This is a genomic window from Hypnocyclicus thermotrophus, from assembly GCF_004365575.1.
In the GTDB taxonomy this organism is placed as follows: Bacteria; Fusobacteriota; Fusobacteriia; order Fusobacteriales; family Fusobacteriaceae; genus Hypnocyclicus; species Hypnocyclicus thermotrophus.
Map to the genome: position 1 here is coordinate 134,193 of NZ_SOBG01000005.1, position 17,766 is coordinate 151,958.

13 protein-coding genes and 1 tRNA gene are annotated in these 17,766 nt (G+C 22.9%); all 14 read left to right on the plus strand.

Features of this window, described 5'->3' with window-relative positions:
• The first annotated feature begins 307 nt into the window (after positions 1 to 307).
• Positions 308 to 1,996 carry a chromosomal replication initiator DnaA gene (locus tag EV215_RS06785; RefSeq protein ID WP_134113243.1) on the plus strand — a complete coding sequence of 563 codons (1,689 nt, stop codon included), beginning with the start codon at positions 308 to 310 and terminating at the stop codon, positions 1,994 to 1,996.
• A 575-nt stretch (positions 1,997 to 2,571) separates the two neighbouring features.
• Entirely contained in the window at positions 2,572 to 2,784 is a 213-nt protein-coding gene (yaaA, locus tag EV215_RS06790; RefSeq protein ID WP_134113244.1) for a S4 domain-containing protein YaaA, read from the plus strand.
• Between the two features lie 13 nt (positions 2,785 to 2,797).
• Positions 2,798 to 3,877 (plus strand): DNA replication/repair protein RecF, encoded by a 1,080-nt coding sequence (gene recF, locus EV215_RS06795; RefSeq protein ID WP_134113245.1) that lies wholly within the window; start codon positions 2,798 to 2,800, stop codon positions 3,875 to 3,877.
• On the plus strand, positions 3,870 to 4,703 hold the full coding sequence (locus EV215_RS06800) for a DciA family protein (protein WP_134113246.1): 834 nt from the start codon (positions 3,870 to 3,872) through the stop codon (positions 4,701 to 4,703). The genes recF and EV215_RS06800 overlap by 8 nt, the downstream gene beginning before the upstream one ends.
• 16 nt (positions 4,704 to 4,719) lie before the next feature.
• Entirely contained in the window at positions 4,720 to 6,621 is a 1,902-nt protein-coding gene (gene gyrB, locus EV215_RS06805) for a DNA topoisomerase (ATP-hydrolyzing) subunit B (RefSeq protein WP_134113247.1), read from the plus strand.
• A gap of 24 nt (positions 6,622 to 6,645) precedes the next feature.
• On the plus strand, positions 6,646 to 9,096 hold the full coding sequence (gene gyrA / locus EV215_RS06810) for a DNA gyrase subunit A (protein ID WP_134113248.1): 2,451 nt from the start codon (positions 6,646 to 6,648) through the stop codon (positions 9,094 to 9,096).
• 238 nt (positions 9,097 to 9,334) lie between these two features.
• The gene (gene mfd, locus EV215_RS06815) at positions 9,335 to 12,316 is read left to right on the plus strand and encodes a transcription-repair coupling factor (protein WP_134113249.1); all 2,982 of its coding nucleotides are present in this window, start codon (positions 9,335 to 9,337) and stop codon (positions 12,314 to 12,316) included.
• Positions 12,317 to 13,222 carry a peptidylprolyl isomerase gene (locus tag EV215_RS06820; protein ID WP_134113250.1) on the plus strand — a complete coding sequence of 302 codons (906 nt, stop codon included), beginning with the start codon at positions 12,317 to 12,319 and terminating at the stop codon, positions 13,220 to 13,222.
• Positions 13,222 to 13,974, plus strand: coding sequence for a nucleoside triphosphate pyrophosphohydrolase (mazG, locus tag EV215_RS06825; RefSeq protein WP_134113251.1), 753 nt, complete (start codon positions 13,222 to 13,224; stop codon positions 13,972 to 13,974). The genes EV215_RS06820 and mazG overlap by 1 nt, the downstream gene beginning before the upstream one ends.
• 68 nt (positions 13,975 to 14,042) lie before the next feature.
• Positions 14,043 to 14,351 carry an RNA-binding S4 domain-containing protein gene (locus EV215_RS06830; RefSeq protein ID WP_134113252.1) on the plus strand — a complete coding sequence of 103 codons (309 nt, stop codon included), beginning with the start codon at positions 14,043 to 14,045 and terminating at the stop codon, positions 14,349 to 14,351.
• The gene (ispE, locus tag EV215_RS06835) at positions 14,338 to 15,201 is read left to right on the plus strand and encodes a 4-(cytidine 5'-diphospho)-2-C-methyl-D-erythritol kinase (protein WP_134113253.1); all 864 of its coding nucleotides are present in this window, start codon (positions 14,338 to 14,340) and stop codon (positions 15,199 to 15,201) included. The genes EV215_RS06830 and ispE overlap by 14 nt, the downstream gene beginning before the upstream one ends.
• 34 nt (positions 15,202 to 15,235) lie before the next feature.
• The gene (gene spoVG / locus EV215_RS06840) at positions 15,236 to 15,544 is read left to right on the plus strand and encodes a septation regulator SpoVG (protein ID WP_134113254.1); all 309 of its coding nucleotides are present in this window, start codon (positions 15,236 to 15,238) and stop codon (positions 15,542 to 15,544) included.
• A 77-nt stretch (positions 15,545 to 15,621) separates the two neighbouring features.
• Positions 15,622 to 15,696: transfer RNA gene (locus EV215_RS06845), tRNA-Gln, on the plus strand.
• Positions 15,697 to 15,847: 151 nt separating this feature from the next.
• On the plus strand, positions 15,848 to 17,755 hold the full coding sequence (locus tag EV215_RS06850; RefSeq protein WP_134113255.1) for a hypothetical protein: 1,908 nt from the start codon (positions 15,848 to 15,850) through the stop codon (positions 17,753 to 17,755).
• Positions 17,756 to 17,766 lie beyond the last annotated feature (11 nt).

The window sequence follows — 17,766 nt, forward strand, 5'->3', positions numbered from 1 at the left end:
CATTGTTTTTATTAGGAAATTCAATATATTTTTATATATTATTAATAAACAAGATTTGATTTTATTAGTTATAAATATATTTTTGTTTATATACATATAAAATCTTTTAAAATCAACAATATAAAAACAATATATATTCTAAATAAATTATATATAATATATGTATATGAATAAAAATAAAAAATATTACAATATTTTATTATTTTTGTTATAATAAAAAATAGAAAATTATTATTGAATATATACATATATATTTTACTATAAATTAGGGGAAAAAGAAAATATTTTTTAGGAGGAATCATCTATTATGATCTTAAAAGAAGAAAAAGAAATATTTGAATTAGATGAATATAATATTGATACATCTGGTGATTTAACAAAAGATGCAGTAAGAGAAATAGATCATTTTGATATGGAAGAAAAATCATTACCAAATATAGAAGTAAAAGAAATGATTATAAAAGAAACAGGAAATTTTTTAAATTTAAAAGAAAATATAATTAATATACCTATTGAAATGATAGTTTTTCCTTTTTTTACGCCTCAAAAACAAAATAAACGTGTTAATTTTAAATATTCTTTTCAAGATTTAGGTGTAACAATGTACTGTACATTAGTTAGTAAAGATGAAAGTGATAAGGTTTTTCAACCATCTATTTTCGAAGAAAAAATATATAATTATCTTATTTCAATGTATGAACAAAAAAGAGAAATTAATGATACTGATGAATATATAGAATTTGAAATATCTGATTTTATTTGTGGTTTTTTAGGAAATAAAATGAATAGAGCATATTACTCTAAAGTAGAACAATCTTTGAAAAATCTTAAAAATACAGAGTATCAATTTGTAATATCAAATCATAGTAAATTAGGAAAATATAAATTTGAAGATGAAGAATTTAAACTTTTAACTTATCAAAAATTAAAATTAGGAAAAAAAGTTTTTTATAGAGTAACACTTAATAAAAATATAAGAAAAAAAATAAAAGATAAAAGATATATTAAATATAACTCTAAAAATCTTTTAGAAATTATTGATAAAGATGTAGTAGCTTCTAGAATATATAAATATATAAGTAAAATAAGATATAGTAAAATAGAAGATGAAATACCACTAAAAACTTTGGCGGCGATAATTCCTTTAAAGACAGAACAAATTGTAAGTAGAATAAATAAAAAAGGTGAAAAAAGACGATATAAATTAAGTAGAGTAAAACAGATAAAAAAAAGAATAGAGAAAGCTTTTAATGTATTAATAAAATTAGGTTATATAAAAAGTGTAAAAATATATGATAAAAAAGGTGAAATAGTAGTTAAATATCAATTTAATATAGAAAAAGATAATAAATGTCACGTATCTTCGTATATTGGTAATAAGATACCTAAACTAGAAAGAGTACCATATGAGAAAAATAATGAGATAGATATTAATAGATATAAGGTTGAAGAAGCTATTATTATTGATAATCAAGATATATTAAAAGCAAAAATAAAAAAAGCTAAACAAAATATGTATATTTCAAAATTATGGAATAAAAGAGTAGATAATAAAATAAAAAGATTAGTAAAACAAAAAGGAGAAGAGTTTGTAGTTAAAATTTTAGATATTTTATATACTCAAGTAAATTATGAGATTAGAACTACTTTAGTTCAATATATTAATGGAATAGTAAATAATTTAGAAAAAAATAGTGATATAGTAGAAGAAACTATTAAAGTAGAAGATAATTTAACTCTTTTTGAACAAGAAAAAAAAGAAAATAAAGGAAATAAAACAAAAGAGTTATCTGACGAAGAAATAAAAAAAATATTTAATTCTTTAGATGAATTAGAAAAAGCATCAATAGAAAAACAAGCATTAGAAATTTGTGAGAAAAGAGAAAAAGTATCAATAGAATTTTTAATAAAATTAAAAAATCAAAATCAAAATATATATATGCTTACTATATTAAAATTTATAGGAGAAATACTGATAGAAAGAAATTTAGTATAATATAAATATATAAACTTTGCTTCTAAAATAAAAAAAGCCTTACATAGGCTTTTTTTATTTTTAATCATATACATATTTAAACATAGTAAAATAAGTACTATTTTGCTATTGTGAAATGAAAAATATTGATTATAAAGGGAATAAAAAGATAAGAAATATTTTTGTGCATATACATAATAATAAAAACTAGTAAAATAAGTATAAATTAAAAAAGAAAAATTTCTTAAATAAGTAAAATCAAAATTTATTTTATAAAAAATTATTTTTGACTGTATACATATTTAAACATAATAAAATAAGTACTATTTTACTATTGTGAAATGAAAAATATTGATTATAAAGGGAATAAAAAGATAAGAAATATTTTTGTGTATATACATAATAATAAAAACTAGTAAAATAAGTATAAATTAAAAAAGAAAAATTTCTTAAATAAGTAAAATCAAAATTTATTTTATAAAAAAATATTTTTGTCTATATACATATTGGTTGAAATAAAAAATATTTTTCTATAATTGCTTAAAAAAAATATATATGATATTATATAATGTATTATTATGTAAAGGAGTCGATTAATGGAAATAGTAAAAATAAATACAGAATTTATAAAATTAGATCAATTATTAAAGTGGATTAATGTAGTATCAAGTGGAGTTGAAGCTAAAATAGTTATTCAAGATGGCTTGGTAAAATTAAATGGAGAAATAGAAACTAGAAGAGGAAAAAAAATATATAATGATGATATTATAGAAGTTAATGGTAGAAAATATAAAATAGTAAATAAATAATTGAGGTGTTACTTTGTTTATAAAAAATCTTTCATATTTTAATTTTAGAAATTTAATAGATGGAAATTTAGAATTTGACAAAAAATTTAATCTGTTTTTAGGAAAAAATGGGCAAGGTAAAACATCTGTTTTAGAATCTATATATTTTACTATTACTGGTCAAAGTTTTAGAACTAAAAATATAAAAGATATAATAAAATATGAAAAATTGAAATTAGCTACATATTTGGAATATGAAGACAAATTTTCAGAAAAAAATATCGCTATAAAAACAATCTCTAATAAAAAAGAGTATTTTTATAATAAAAAAAAAGTAACTTATGATGAATATTTAGGAAGATTGAATGTAATATCTTTTATTCCAGAAGATATAAATCTTATTATTGGTTCACCTATGAATAGAAGAAATTTTTTTGATTATGAAATATCTCAAGGAAATACAAGTTACTATATACATTTAAAAAATTATAATAAAATATTAAAAATAAGAAATACTTTTTTTAAGAATAAAGATTTTAGTGAAATATTTGAAATATATAATCAGAAATTTTTTGAAGAAATAGTCGAAATAGTTACAATGAGATATGAATACATAAAAAAAATTTCTATTTTATTAAATCTTAATTATAGAAAATTATTTGATAATAAGAGTGAATTAATTTTAACATATAAAAATTCTTTTGGTGATATAACAAAACTTAATAAAAATCAAATAATGAAAAAATTATTAGAGTATTATAAAAAAATAAAAGATAAAGAAAAAAAATATGGTTATTCTTTGATAGGTCCTCAAAAAGATGATTTTTTATTTTTGTTAAATGGAAAAGAAGCAAAATCATTTTCTTCTCAGGGAGAAAAAAAATCAATTATATTTGCATTAAAAATATCAGAAATAGATATGCTTATTAAAGAAAAAAGTGAAACACCTATTTTTTTAATAGATGATATTTCATCTTATTTTGACTCTATACGAAAAGAAAGTATAATAAAATATTTTGAAAATAGAGAAATACAACTCTTTTTAAGTTCTACTGATGATTTGGGAATTAATTCTAAAAAATTTAAAATATTTAAAGGTGATGTAAATGGATGAAATAAGAATTAATCCAGTAAATGAGATAGTAAAATTAGGAATAAAACAAAGTAGAATGTTAAAAGAAAGTATGATAAGAGCTTATTATAATAAAATAGTAGAACCATATTTTTTTGAAAATTCTATGATAATAAAATTAGATAATGATATATTGATTATAGGAGTAAAAAATTCTATATGGTTGCAAGAATTTACTTTGAAAAAAAATATAATCTTATATAAAATAAATAAAATTTTTGAAAATAACTATATAAAAAATATTAGATTTGAAATAAAAGAAAATATAAATCCAGAAAAAATATATGAGGAAAATTTTGAAAAATTTGAACCAGAAAAAATAAATTTAAAAAAAGAAGAGATAGAAAAGATAGAAAAAAAAATAGAAGAATATGATGAAGTGATAAAAGAAAAAATAAAAAATATGATGATATTATCTAAAAAAAAAGAAATCTATTTAAAAAATCATAATTATAAAAAATGTAAAAATTGTGGTATATATTTTTATAGTGAAAGAGATATATGTATAAATTGTTTTAATCAAAACAAACATAAAGAAAGAAAAAAATTATATAATATAATAAAAAATATTCCATTTATCAAGTATGAGGATTTGACAAATACACATATAACAAAAGAACAATTTTTAGATATTAGAGCAAAAATAAAAGATGAAGTAAGAAAAAAAATGATGGATGGAGCAAATAATAATAATATAAAAGTTTATAAAAAATATGCTAGAATTTATTTTATGATTGAAACACAAAATTCTAATGAAAAAGAAATAGAAAATTTAGTAAATAATTATTTAAAACGTCTAATATACTAAATATTTGGAGGGGAAAATGAGTTATAAAGCAGAAAATATTAAAGTCCTAGAAGGATTAGAAGCTGTTAGAAAAAGACCTGGAATGTATATAGGATCTACATCAATTAGAGGACTTCATCATTTAGTTTACGAAATAGTAGATAATAGTGTTGATGAAGCTTTAGCAGGTTATTGTAATAATATTCAAGTAAATATTTTACCAGATAATATAATAGAAATAAGAGATAATGGTAGAGGAATCCCAGTTGATTTACATCCAAAACATAATAAATCTGCACTTGAAATTATTATGACGGTTCTTCATGCGGGAGGAAAATTTGAAAAAAGTGGATATAAAGTATCTGGAGGACTTCATGGAGTTGGAGCTTCTGTAGTAAATGCTTTATCAGAATGGTGTGAAGTAGAATCAAGAAGAGATGGTGGAGTATTTTATCAAAAATATTTTAGAGGAAAACCAGTAGAACCAGTAAAAAAAATAGGGGACTGTTATGAAGAAACAGGTACAACAGTTAGGTTTAAAGCTGATTATGAGATATTTGAAACATTAGAATATGAGTTTGATACTTTAAAATCTAGATTAAAAGAACTTGCCTATTTAAATAAAGGATTATCTATAACTATTACAGATAGCAGAAAAGATAAAGAAAAATCAGAATATTTAAAATTTGAAGGTGGAATAGTTGATTTTTTAAGTGAAATAACTAAAGAAGAGAAAAAAATAATAGAAAATATTATATATATAGAAGGAACTAAAGATGATGTTGTAGTAGAGGTATCATTTGTATATACAGAAAAACAAAGAGAAAATGCTTATTCATTTGTAAATAATATAAATACTCATGAAGGAGGGACACATCTTAGTGGATTTAAAACAGCACTTACAAGAGTAATCAATGATGTAGCTAGAGAACAAGGATACATTAAAGAAAAAGATGGAAAATTTCAAGGTACAGATGTAAGAGAAGGTATTACATGTATAGTAAGTGTTAAAGTACCTGAACCGCAATTTGAAGGACAAACAAAAACAAAATTAGGAAATTCAGAAGTTACAGGCGTGGTATCATCAATAGTTTTTGATTATCTGAAAATGTATTTAGATGACCATCCAAATGATACTAAAAATATAGTTGAAAGAATATTACTTTCTAAAAAAGCTAGAGAAGCAGCTAAAAAGGCAAGAGAGTTAGTACTTAGAAAAAATGCACTTGAAGTTGGCTCACTTCCTGGAAAATTAGCTGATTGTTCATCAAAAAAATCAGAAGAATGTGAAGTATATATAGTAGAGGGAGATAGTGCGGGAGGAAGTGCAAAACAAGGAAGAGATAGAAGATTCCAAGCAATATTACCTTTAAGAGGAAAAATATTAAATGTAGAAAAAGCCGGTATTCATAAAATACTTGAAAATAATGAAATAAGAGCATTAATAACAGCTATAGGAACAAATATCGGTGATGATTTTGATATAGAAAAATTAAGATACAGTAAAATAATAATAATGACAGATGCCGATGTAGATGGGGCACATATAAGAACCCTTTTACTTACTTTCTTTTATAGATATTTACCAGAGCTTATAGAAAATGGAAATATATTTATAGCGCAACCACCATTATATAAAATATCAAAAGGAAAATCAATTGTTTATGCTTATTCAGATAAACAATTAAATGATATTTTAAAAACATTTGATGAGGGAACAAGATATAATTTACAAAGATATAAAGGACTTGGAGAAATGAATCCAGAACAATTATGGGAAACAACAATGGATCCAGATACAAGAACATTATTAAAAGTAACTCTTGAAAGTGCAACAGAAGCAGATAGATTATTCTCTGTGTTAATGGGAGATAAAGTAGAACCTAGAAGAGAGTTTATTGAAGAACACGCAGAATATGTAAGAAACTTAGATATTTAATTTACTTGAGAGGAGTATAGAAATATGTCAATTGAAAAAGAGATATATATAGAGGATGAGATTAAGGCATCATACCTTGATTATTCAATGAGTGTAATTGTAAGTAGAGCACTTCCAGATGTAAGAGATGGATTAAAACCTGTACATAGAAGAATACTTTTTGCAATGAATGAAATGGGAATGACTAATGATAAGCCTTATAAAAAAAGTGCTAGAATCGTTGGGGAAGTACTAGGTAAGTATCATCCACATGGAGATACTGCAGTATATAATACTATGGTGAGAATGGCACAAGAGTTTAACTATAGATATATGCTTGTACAAGGACATGGAAACTTTGGTTCTATAGATGGAGATAGTGCAGCTGCTATGAGATATACAGAAGCAAGAATGGCAAAAATTACTTCTGAGTTATTAGTAGATATTGATAAAGATACTATAGATTATAGAAAAAACTTTGATGATAGCTTAGATGAACCTGTAGTATTACCAGCAAAACTTCCAAATTTACTTTTAAATGGTGCAGATGGAATAGCAGTAGGAATGGCTACTAAAATACCACCACATAATTTAGGTGAGTTAGTAGATGCTATTATTGCATTAATAGATAATAAAGATATAACAATTGAAGAATTATCTACTCATATAAAAGGACCAGATTTTCCAACTGGTGGAATTATATTTGGAAAAAAAGGTATAAAAGAAGCATATGAAACAGGAAGAGGAAGAATATTAGTTTCTGGAAAAGTAGATGTAGAAGAGAAAAAAAATGGTAGAGTTAGTTTGATAATAACAGAACTTCCTTATCAAGTAAATAAAGCAAGACTTATAGAAAAAATAGCTAACTTAGTAAAAGAAAAAAGATTACAAGGAATATCAGATCTTAGAGATGAATCAGATAGAGATGGAATAAGAGTTGTAATAGAACTTAAAAAAGGAGAAGAACCAGAATTAATATTAAATAATTTATATAAATATACAGAATTACAAACAACTTTTGGGATAATTATGCTTGCACTTGTAAATAATATACCTAGAGTATTAAACTTAAAAGAAGTTTTAGAATATTATTTACAACATAGATTTGAAGTAGTAACAAGAAGAACACGATTTGAATTAAATAAAGCAGAAAAAAGAGCACATATTTTAGAAGGATTTAGAATAGCATTAGATAATATTGATAAAATTATAGAGTTAATTAGAGCTTCTAATGATGGAAATACAGCAAAAGAAAAGCTAGTAGAATCATATAGCATAAGTGAAATACAAGCAAAAGCTATATTGGATATGAAATTACAAAGATTAACAGGATTAGAAAGAGGAAAAATAGAAGCTGAATATAATGAACTTATGAAATTAATCATTGAGTTAAAAGAAATATTAAATAATGATAATAGAATATATGAAATAATAAAAGCAGAGCTTGTAGAATTAAAAGAAAAATTTAATGATGAAAGACGTACAGAGATAAAAGCTTCAAGAAGAGATATATCTGTAGAAGATATAATAAAAGATGAAAAAATGATAGTAACACTTACTAATAAAGGTTATGTAAAAAGAATGGCTTTAGATAAATATAAAGCACAAAAAAGAGGCGGAAAAGGAATATCTGCTCAAGTAACTATAGAAGATGATTTTGTAGAAAGTATGTATGTAGCTTCTACATTGGATACATTGATGATATTTACTGATTTTGGAAAAGCATATAGTTTAAAAGTATATGAAATTCCTGAAACATCTAGACAAGCAAAAGGAAAACTTATAACTAATCTTATAAATTTAGATAAAAATGAAAAAGTAAGAGCAATTATAAAAGTTCGAGATTTTTCAGATGAAACAGAAGTATTCTTCTTAACATCACAAGGAAAAGCAAAGAAAACAAATTTAGATTTATTTAAAAATATGAATAGATCTGGAATTATAGCTATTAAACTTAATGAAATGGATAATTTAATATATGTAGGACTTATAAATAATGAGAAAGAAGAGATATTTGTAGCAACTAAAAAAGGTTATGCAATAAGATTTGGTCAAGAACTTATAAGATCTATGGGAAGAAATGCAGCAGGAGTTAAAGCTATAACTCTTCGTACAAATGATGAAGTCGTATCTGGAGTAATAGTAAGAAATGAAGAGGAGAAAATACTCACTATCACAGAAAGAGGATATGGAAAAAGAACTGATTTAGAAGAGTATCCATTACAATCAAGAGGTGGAAAAGGAGTAATAAACATAAAATCAAATATAAAAACAGGAGATGTAGTAGAAATAAAATCTGTAAATGATGATGAAGAACTTATGGCTATCACATCAAATGGTATAGTAATACGTACACCTGTTGAAAAAATATCTAATATAGGTAGAGCTACTCAAGGAGTAAAAGTTATGAGAGTAGCAGAAAATGAAAAAGTGGTATCTATTGTAAAAGTGAAAAAAAATTTAGAAGATGAGATAGATATTGAGGAAGAAGAATAAACCGGTTTATCCGGTTTATTTTTGTATATAAACAAAAATAAAATTTTGAAAATAATTGAAAACAGATAAAAAATAGCTTATACTAAAAAATGTATTAATATTATAATTATATGTATATAAACAAAAATATTATTTTTTAGATTTTTATCTAAGAATGTAAAAAAAGAGTCTTTTTTGGCTTAATTTAAATTAATTATTTTAATTTATATAATGTTTTATAAAATTAAATGGAGGAAAAATGAATTTTACAATAGATTTAGAAGAAAAAGAAATATATAGAGGGAAAATACCTTTTTTTCTTATGAACAAAAATAAAAATATCATATATCTTTCAGGATTAAATAAGAATATAGATGATTATTACTTTGGAATAAAAGACTTTTCAAATAAAAATCTTTTAAAAATAGAAAACTATAATTATACAGATATAGAATGGAAAGAAAAAAATATAGAATTATTAAATATATTAAAAAAAGAGAATTCAATTATTTTTATTAGTTTAAATGCTGTATTTAAAGAATATTTTTCTAAAATAAAATTTTTTACTATTTATAAAGAAAAAGAATATAAAATAAATAAAATTATTAAATTTTTAGAAGAGAATGGATATACTAGAAATTATATAATAGAATCTATTGGTGAATACAGTATAAGGGGAGATATAATTGATATATTTTCTCCGTCATATGATCATCCAATTAGATTAGAATTTTTTGATAATTTTTTAGAAGATATAAGATATTTTGATATAGATACTCAAAAATCTATAGAAAAAATAGAACATATTGATATAAATAGTAATATAGGAAATAGTGAAAAATATAGTTTTTTAGAACTTTTAAATAAATTAAAGTATAAAAATTATGAGATTATTATAGAAAATAAAGAGTTTTTAGATTATAAACTTGAAGAATACATACTAAATAATAGAGAAAAAGAGAATAAGATAAGAGAAGAATATGCAAAAATTATTTTTGATAATATACATATATTTACAAAAAGATTAAATGAAAATTTTGTCAGTAAGTTAAAAGATTATGACTATATAAAAGAGTATTCTAAAAATAAGACTATTTATATTTTTACAGAAGAAAAAAGAAGATATGAAGAGATATTTAAAGGATATAAAAATATAATTATAGAGAGAAAAAATTATTTTGAAGGATTTGAAACAGCAAAAGAATTAGTAATTACTGATAGAGAGTTAAAAGGAATAAGAGTTGTAAGACTTGAAAAAAGAAAAGAAGGATTAAAACTAAAAAATATAAATCAAATAATAAAAGGTGATTATGTAATACATGAAAATCATGGTGTAGGTATATATTTAGGAATAGAAGAGATAGATAATAAAGATTATTTAGCTATTAAATATGCTGATGCAGATAAACTTTATGTACCAATTGATGGCATAAATAAAATAGAAAAATATATAAATGAACCAGGAAAAATTCCTGAAATATATAATTTGGGAAGAAAAGGATTTAAAAAAAGAAAAGAAAAAATAAGAAAAGATATAGAGGAGTTTGCAAAAGAATTAGTTCAAATTCAAGCAAAAAGAGAAGCTGCAGTTGGATTTAAATTTTCAAAAGATACAGTATGGCAAGAAGAGTTTGAAGAAGGATTTCCATATAATGAAACAAAAGATCAATTAAAAGCTATAAATGATACTAAGAGAGATATGGAAAGTTATAAAGTAATGGATAGAATAGTTTGTGGTGATGTAGGATATGGAAAAACAGAGATAGCACTTCGTGCAGCATTTAAAGCAGTAATGGATGGAAAGCAAGTAGTTATGCTTACACCAACAACTGTTTTAGCACATCAACATTATGAAAGGTTTATAGAAAGATTTAAAAATTTCCCTGTAGATATAAAACTATTGTCAAGACTTGAGTCAAGAGGTAGTCAAAATAAAGTTGTAGAAGGATTAAAAAATGGTTCAGTTGATATAGTAATAGGAACACATAGGTTATTATCAACTGATATTAGTTTTAAAGATTTAGGCTTGATAATAATAGACGAAGAGCAAAAATTTGGAGTAAAAGCAAAAGAAAAATTAAAGACTTTAAGAATTGCAGTAGACACACTTACACTTACAGCTACTCCTATACCTCGTACACTGAATTTAGCTTTATTAGGAATAAGAGATATATCTATAATAGAAACAGCACCAGAAAATAGAAAGCCAGTAGAAATAAAATTTTTAGAAAAAGAAAAAAATAAAATAAAAGAAGTTATTTTAAAAGAAAAAGCTAGAGAAGGACAAATATTTTATCTTTTTAATTCAATAAAAGGTATGGAAAATAAATTAAATGAATTAAGAAAAATATTACCAGATTATATAGAAATAGATTTTATTCATGGACAAATGCCAGCTAATCAAATAAAAGAAAAAATAGTAAAATTTGAAAATGGAGAATTTGATCTTTTACTTACAACAACAATTATAGAAAATGGTATAGATATAGTAAATGCAAATACAATTATAATTGAAGGAATAGAAAAATTAGGACTTGCACAAATATATCAATTAAAAGGTAGAGTTGGTAGAGGAAATAAAAAAGGATATTGTTATTTATTATTAGAAAAAGAAAGAAAACTTAGTAAAAAAACAAAGCTTCGTAAAGAAACATTGGAAAATATAAATGTGCTTGGAGGAGGTTTTCAATTATCATTAGAAGATATGAGAATAAGAGGAGCAGGAGAAATACTAGGAGACAAGCAACACGGTGCTATTGATACATTTGGATATGATTTATATATAAAAATGCTTAATGAAGAAATGAAGAAATTAAAAAACGAAGAAATCCAAAAAGAATTGTATATAGACATTAATAAAAAAGGTTATATACCTAATGATTATATAAATGAAACTGAAAAAATTAGAGTATATAAAAGAATTTTAAGTTGTAAAAAAATTATAGAATTAAAAGAATTAAAAAATGAAATAATAGATAGATTTTCTAAAATGCCTAAAGAAACAGAGGAGCTTTTTGAGTATTATGAGATAAAATTACTAGCTAAGGAAGTAGGAATATTGGAATTAATAGAAACAAAAGAAGGGTATTTTATGAAATTAGATGAAAATAAAATTGAAATAGATAGAATAAATGTGTTAATATTAAAAGGTAAACTAAAATATATATCAACTAAAAAAGCAATTATTTATAATGGAAATATAAAAAAATTTTTAATAAACTTAAAAGAAGGAGAGAACTAAATGAAAAAAATATTAGTTATAGCAATATTATTAGTATCAGTAGTATCATGTAATAATAAAAAACAGGTAAAAGAAAAAGTGGTAGAAAAAACAGAAAAAGTGGAACTTATGGATAAAAATGAAACGCCTAAAAATGCATTAGCAAGAGTAGGAGACGAAGTAATAACAGAAGATGAAGTTGAAATGGTATTAAAAAGCATACCAGAACAATATAAAGATTATTATAGTAGTGAAGAAGGGAAAAAAGAAATATTAAAAGAATTAGTAGAACAAAAATTAATAAAAAAAGAAGCCGAAAAATTAGGTTTAGATAATGATAAAGAATTACAAAAAGAATTAAATTTATATAAAGAAAGATTACTTATTAATAGTTATATAAATAAAAATATTATTAAAAAAATTGATGTAACAGAAGATGAGTTAAAAGCATATTATGAAGCAAATAAAGAAAATTATAAAATACCAGAACAGGTAAATGCTTCTCATATATTAATATTAACAATGAATTTAAATGAAAAAGAGAAAAAAGCTGCCTATAAAAAAGCTCAAGATGTATTTAAATTGGTGAAAGAAGGAAAAGATTTTCATGAATTAGCAAAACAATATTCAGAAGGACCTTCAGCAAAAGACGGAGGAAGACTTGGTTGGTTTGAAAAAGAAAGAATGGTAAAAGAATTTTCAGATGCTGCTTTTAGTACTGAAAAAGGAAAAGTATATGACGGAATTGTAGAAACAAAATATGGTTATCATATAATACTTACAGAAGATAAAAAAGAATCTTCATATATACCATTTGAAGAAAAAGAAAAAGAATTAAAAGAAGAACTTTTAAATAAAAAAAGATTAGATGAATATAATAAAACATTAGAAAGATTAAAAAAAGAGTATAATATCGAGGAGATGTAATGAACAAGTTTCAAGAATTAATTGAAATAATGAAAAAACTTAGAAAAGATTGTCCTTGGGATAAAGAACAAACCTTAGATAGTTTAAAACCTTATCTTTTAGAAGAATCATACGAGCTTATAGATGCAATAGATAAAAAAGATTATAACGAATTAAAATCAGAACTTGGAGATTTACTTCTTCAAGTTGTTTTTCAATCTGAAATAATGGAAGAAGAAAAGAGGTTTAATATAGATGATGTTATTGAAAAATTAAATGAAAAACTTATTAGACGTCATCCGCATGTATTTAAAGATGTAGAAGTAGAAAATAGTGATGAAGTATTAAAAAATTGGGAAGAAATAAAGAAAACAGAAAAAGAACATTTAGATAGAGTATCAGTTCTTGATGGGATTCCAAATTCTTTACCACCATTAATTAGAGCAACAAAATTGCAAAAGAAAGTTAAAAAAATAGGATTTGAATTTGAAAAAATAGATGATGTAATAGAAAAAATAGATGAAGAAGTATTAGAATTTAAAGAGGCAATAAAAAATAAAGATATTAAAAATTTAGAAGAAGAGCTTGGAGATATAATATTTACTTTAGTAAATATTAGTAGATTTTTAAAAATTGATATAACAAATGCTCTTATAAAAACAAATAGAAAATTTGAAGAAAGATTTAGATTTGTGGAGAAAAATTTAGATTTGAAAAATTCTACTTTAGAAGAAATGGATAAAATGTGGGAAGAAGCAAAGAAAAAAATCTAAAATTACTTAATATGTATATAAACAAAAATAATTTTATAAAAAATTATTTTAATAGAAAGGATTTTTTTATGAGATTAGATAAATTTTTAAAAACTGCTAGAATAATAAAAAGAAGACCAATTGCTAAAAAAGTAGCTGATAATAAAAAAATAAAAATAAATGGCAAAATAGCAAAATCAGCTACAAATGTAAATATGGGAGATATATTAGAAGTAGAATATTTTAATAGATATATGAAAATAGAAGTATTAGAAGTACCAAAAGGAAATGTAAAAAAAGAAAAAGCAAGTGAGCTAATAAAAGTAATAGAAACAAAAAAAATAGAAACAAATGAGTTAGCATTTTTAGAGGAAGATGAGCTAGATGAAGAGTTATAAAGAAAAAGCAAATGCTAAAATTAATATAGGACTTAATATATTAGAAAAACTAGAAAATGGATATCATAGTTTAGATATGATAATGGCTCCAATTGATTTATCAGATATATTAGAAATAAAATTTAATGAAAAAAAAGGAAATTTAAAAATATTTTGTAATAAAAATGATGTGCCTATTAATGAAAATAATATTATATATAAAATATATAATAAATTTTATGAATATACCTCTTTACAACGCGAAGATATAGAGGTAAAATTAATAAAGAGAATTCCTAGTGAAGCAGGACTAGGTGGAGGAAGTTCTGATGGGGCTACATTTTTAAAAGTTTTAAATAATTATAATAATAATATTTTGTCTACTAACGAAATGATAAATATTTCAAAAGATATTGGAGCAGATATACCGTTTTTTATAATTAATAAAACAACAAGAGTAAAAGGTATTGGAGAAAAATTAGAAATTATAGAAAATAAATTAGAAAGTGATATTATACTAGTAAAGCCTAGTTTTGGAATTAGTACAAAAGATGCATATATAAATTATTCTAATTTAAAAAATAAAAACAATGCAAATATAGAAAAAATAATAAAGGGATTAAAAGAAAATGACGTAAATTTAGTTAGAGATAACATAGATAATCATTTACAACAATCTGCAAAACTTTTTAAAAATGAATTGGAAAAATTTGAAAAAGAACTATATAAATTGACAAAATTAAAATTTTATATGACAGGTAGTGGAAGTTGTTATTATAGTTTTGTAGAAAAAAAAGACTCAAAAAAAATTATAAATTTATTAAAAAATAAATATGGGACTTACTTTATAAGTCTTACAAGATTTTACTAATCAAAAAAAACGAAAAAGGAAGGTGCTTAGAACAATGAACATTACTGATGTAAGAGTTAGAATTGTAAAAGGGGAAAATGAAGCAAAATTAAAAGCTTATGCAGACATCACATTTGATGATTGTTTTGTTATTCATGGTTTAAAAATTATTGATGGGCAAAAAGGCATGTTTGTAGCAATGCCGAGCAGAAGAATGCCAAGTGGTGAATTTAAAGACATAGCTCATCCAATAACACCAGAAACAAGAAAAGAAATAACTGATACAGTTATTGAATATTATGAAAAAGCATTAAATTCTCCTGAAACATTAGAAGAAGTTTCTTCTGATGAAATAGAAGAATAATTTTTAATGGGCTCAGAAATGAGCTCATTTTTTTTCTTGACAAATTATAAAAGTTTTGATAAAATAATTTTCGTTGTTGGGCTGTCGCCAAGCGGTAAGGCATCAGACTTTGACTCTGACATGCGTTGGTTCGAATCCAGCCAGCCCAGCCATTATATAGTTTTTAACTCCAATTAAAATAATTGGAGTTTTTTTTTATAAAAAATAAATGTTTAATTTTTTCTTGATTATAAAAACGGATTTATAATTGATAAACAAATATGATTGTGATATACTAAAATGTATAGTAAATTGGAGGGAAAAATGAAAAAAGCAATCATATTATTATTTTTAGTATATAGTATGTCTATATTTTCTGAGGAAGCAAGTTTTTATAAAGATGTAAAAATAGATAATTGGGCTTATAGAGCTGTAAAAAATCTTGTTGAAAATGGTATTTTTGATATAGAAAATGAGGAATTTTTAGGTGATGAAAATATAGATAGATATGAATTTGCTTTTTATCTTTCAAGAATGTTAAATAAAATAAATGAAAATAAGGCTTCTAAATCTGATTTATTTATTATTGAAAATATAGTATATGAATTTTCAAAAGAATTAAACAGTTTTGCGTTTAATTCAGATGAATATATAAAAAAAATATCTAATTTAGAAGAAAAAGTAGATAAATTAGAAAAAAACAATGTTAAAATTCAAGAATCATTGCTAAATATTAATGAAAGATTAAAAAATTTAGAACAAAATAGCGGTATTAATCAAAATTATATATTAGAAAACAGTATATATAACGATAAACTAAAATATTTTCAGAATTTTAATCTATATTTAGCTTCAGGAATAAGTTATAAACCAAATTCAAAAATAGAAGAGAATAGATATAAGGGAAATTATACATTGGGATTAGGAATAACTGATGAAAATTTTGAGCTTATTATAGAAAGTGAAACATCAGATGAGACTAAAAAAGATGGAGAACTAGTAGTAAAAGGACAAATTGCTACACGTATAGATTTTATGGGAGGCTCAACGCTTAGTTATCATACAAAAGGATACGAAAAATATTATAAATCATATTTTAATAATGTAATATTTGATAATCATAGTTCTTATCAATATAATAAATTAAGTAGTACTACAAATTATAGTAATTTGAAAAAAACAATAGGAGATAATAAAAGAATTTCATATTATGATTTGAGTAATGAAACTATAGACTATGAACTAGATGAATTTGATTCTTATGGGTTATCATTTTTAAATAAAAATTTTATTATTCTTATAGAAAAATTAAGAACAGATAGAGCGATAGATGAAAAAGAAGGTATAATAAATCCAAGTGGAAATATAGCTTATTCAGATACATTAGTTTTTTTTGGTAAAACAAGTCAAAAATATATAGATGCAACAGCTATGATAAATGGAAACGTAGGAAATCGTGATTTTGAAATAGTTGGTAAATATCCTGGTGATTTTTATGATTTAGCAGGAGGTTTTACTTTAAGTCAAAGAGATAGTGGTAAAGAGGTACAAGATTATTCAGGGTATAAAAGATTATTTTTATTTGATGCTAGAATAAATTTTGGTGATACAAGAGATATTGAATTCGGGACAGAATTAAAAAATAGTAATTATGGAAATAATTTATATCAATCATATTATTTTTCATTTAAATATTTATTAGGAGATACGGGGGTAATAAAATATAAAGGTGAAAATATTAATGCAAAAAATCAAAATAATTTTATAAATCACTATTTTTTAATAAATTTTAATAGTGGAAGATTAAAAACTTATACAGGATATAATATAATAAGTGTAAATAAATCTGCAATTGTAAATGAAGACAGTATCGAAGAAATATATTATGTGTATAATGGTTTATATACCCGAATACAAGATTATGATGAATTTTTAATAAAAGCAGAATATCAATTTAATCAAAAATTAATAGGAAAAATAGGATATTATTTAAAATCATTAAAAGATAAAATAGTAACAGAAGAAAATGCTACAACATTTCAATTTACATATAATTTTGCAAATAGCATAAAAATTTTTGCTAAATATATGCAAAATGATGGAGAAGATATAAATGATAGACAACTCGATATAAATGATGATATGTTAGATATAGATTTTGATGAAACTACGGGAGTTATAAGAAAAGCAGAAGAAGGAAAAGTTGAAATAGGAGTTGAGATAAAGTTTTAGGTTTTAGGGGG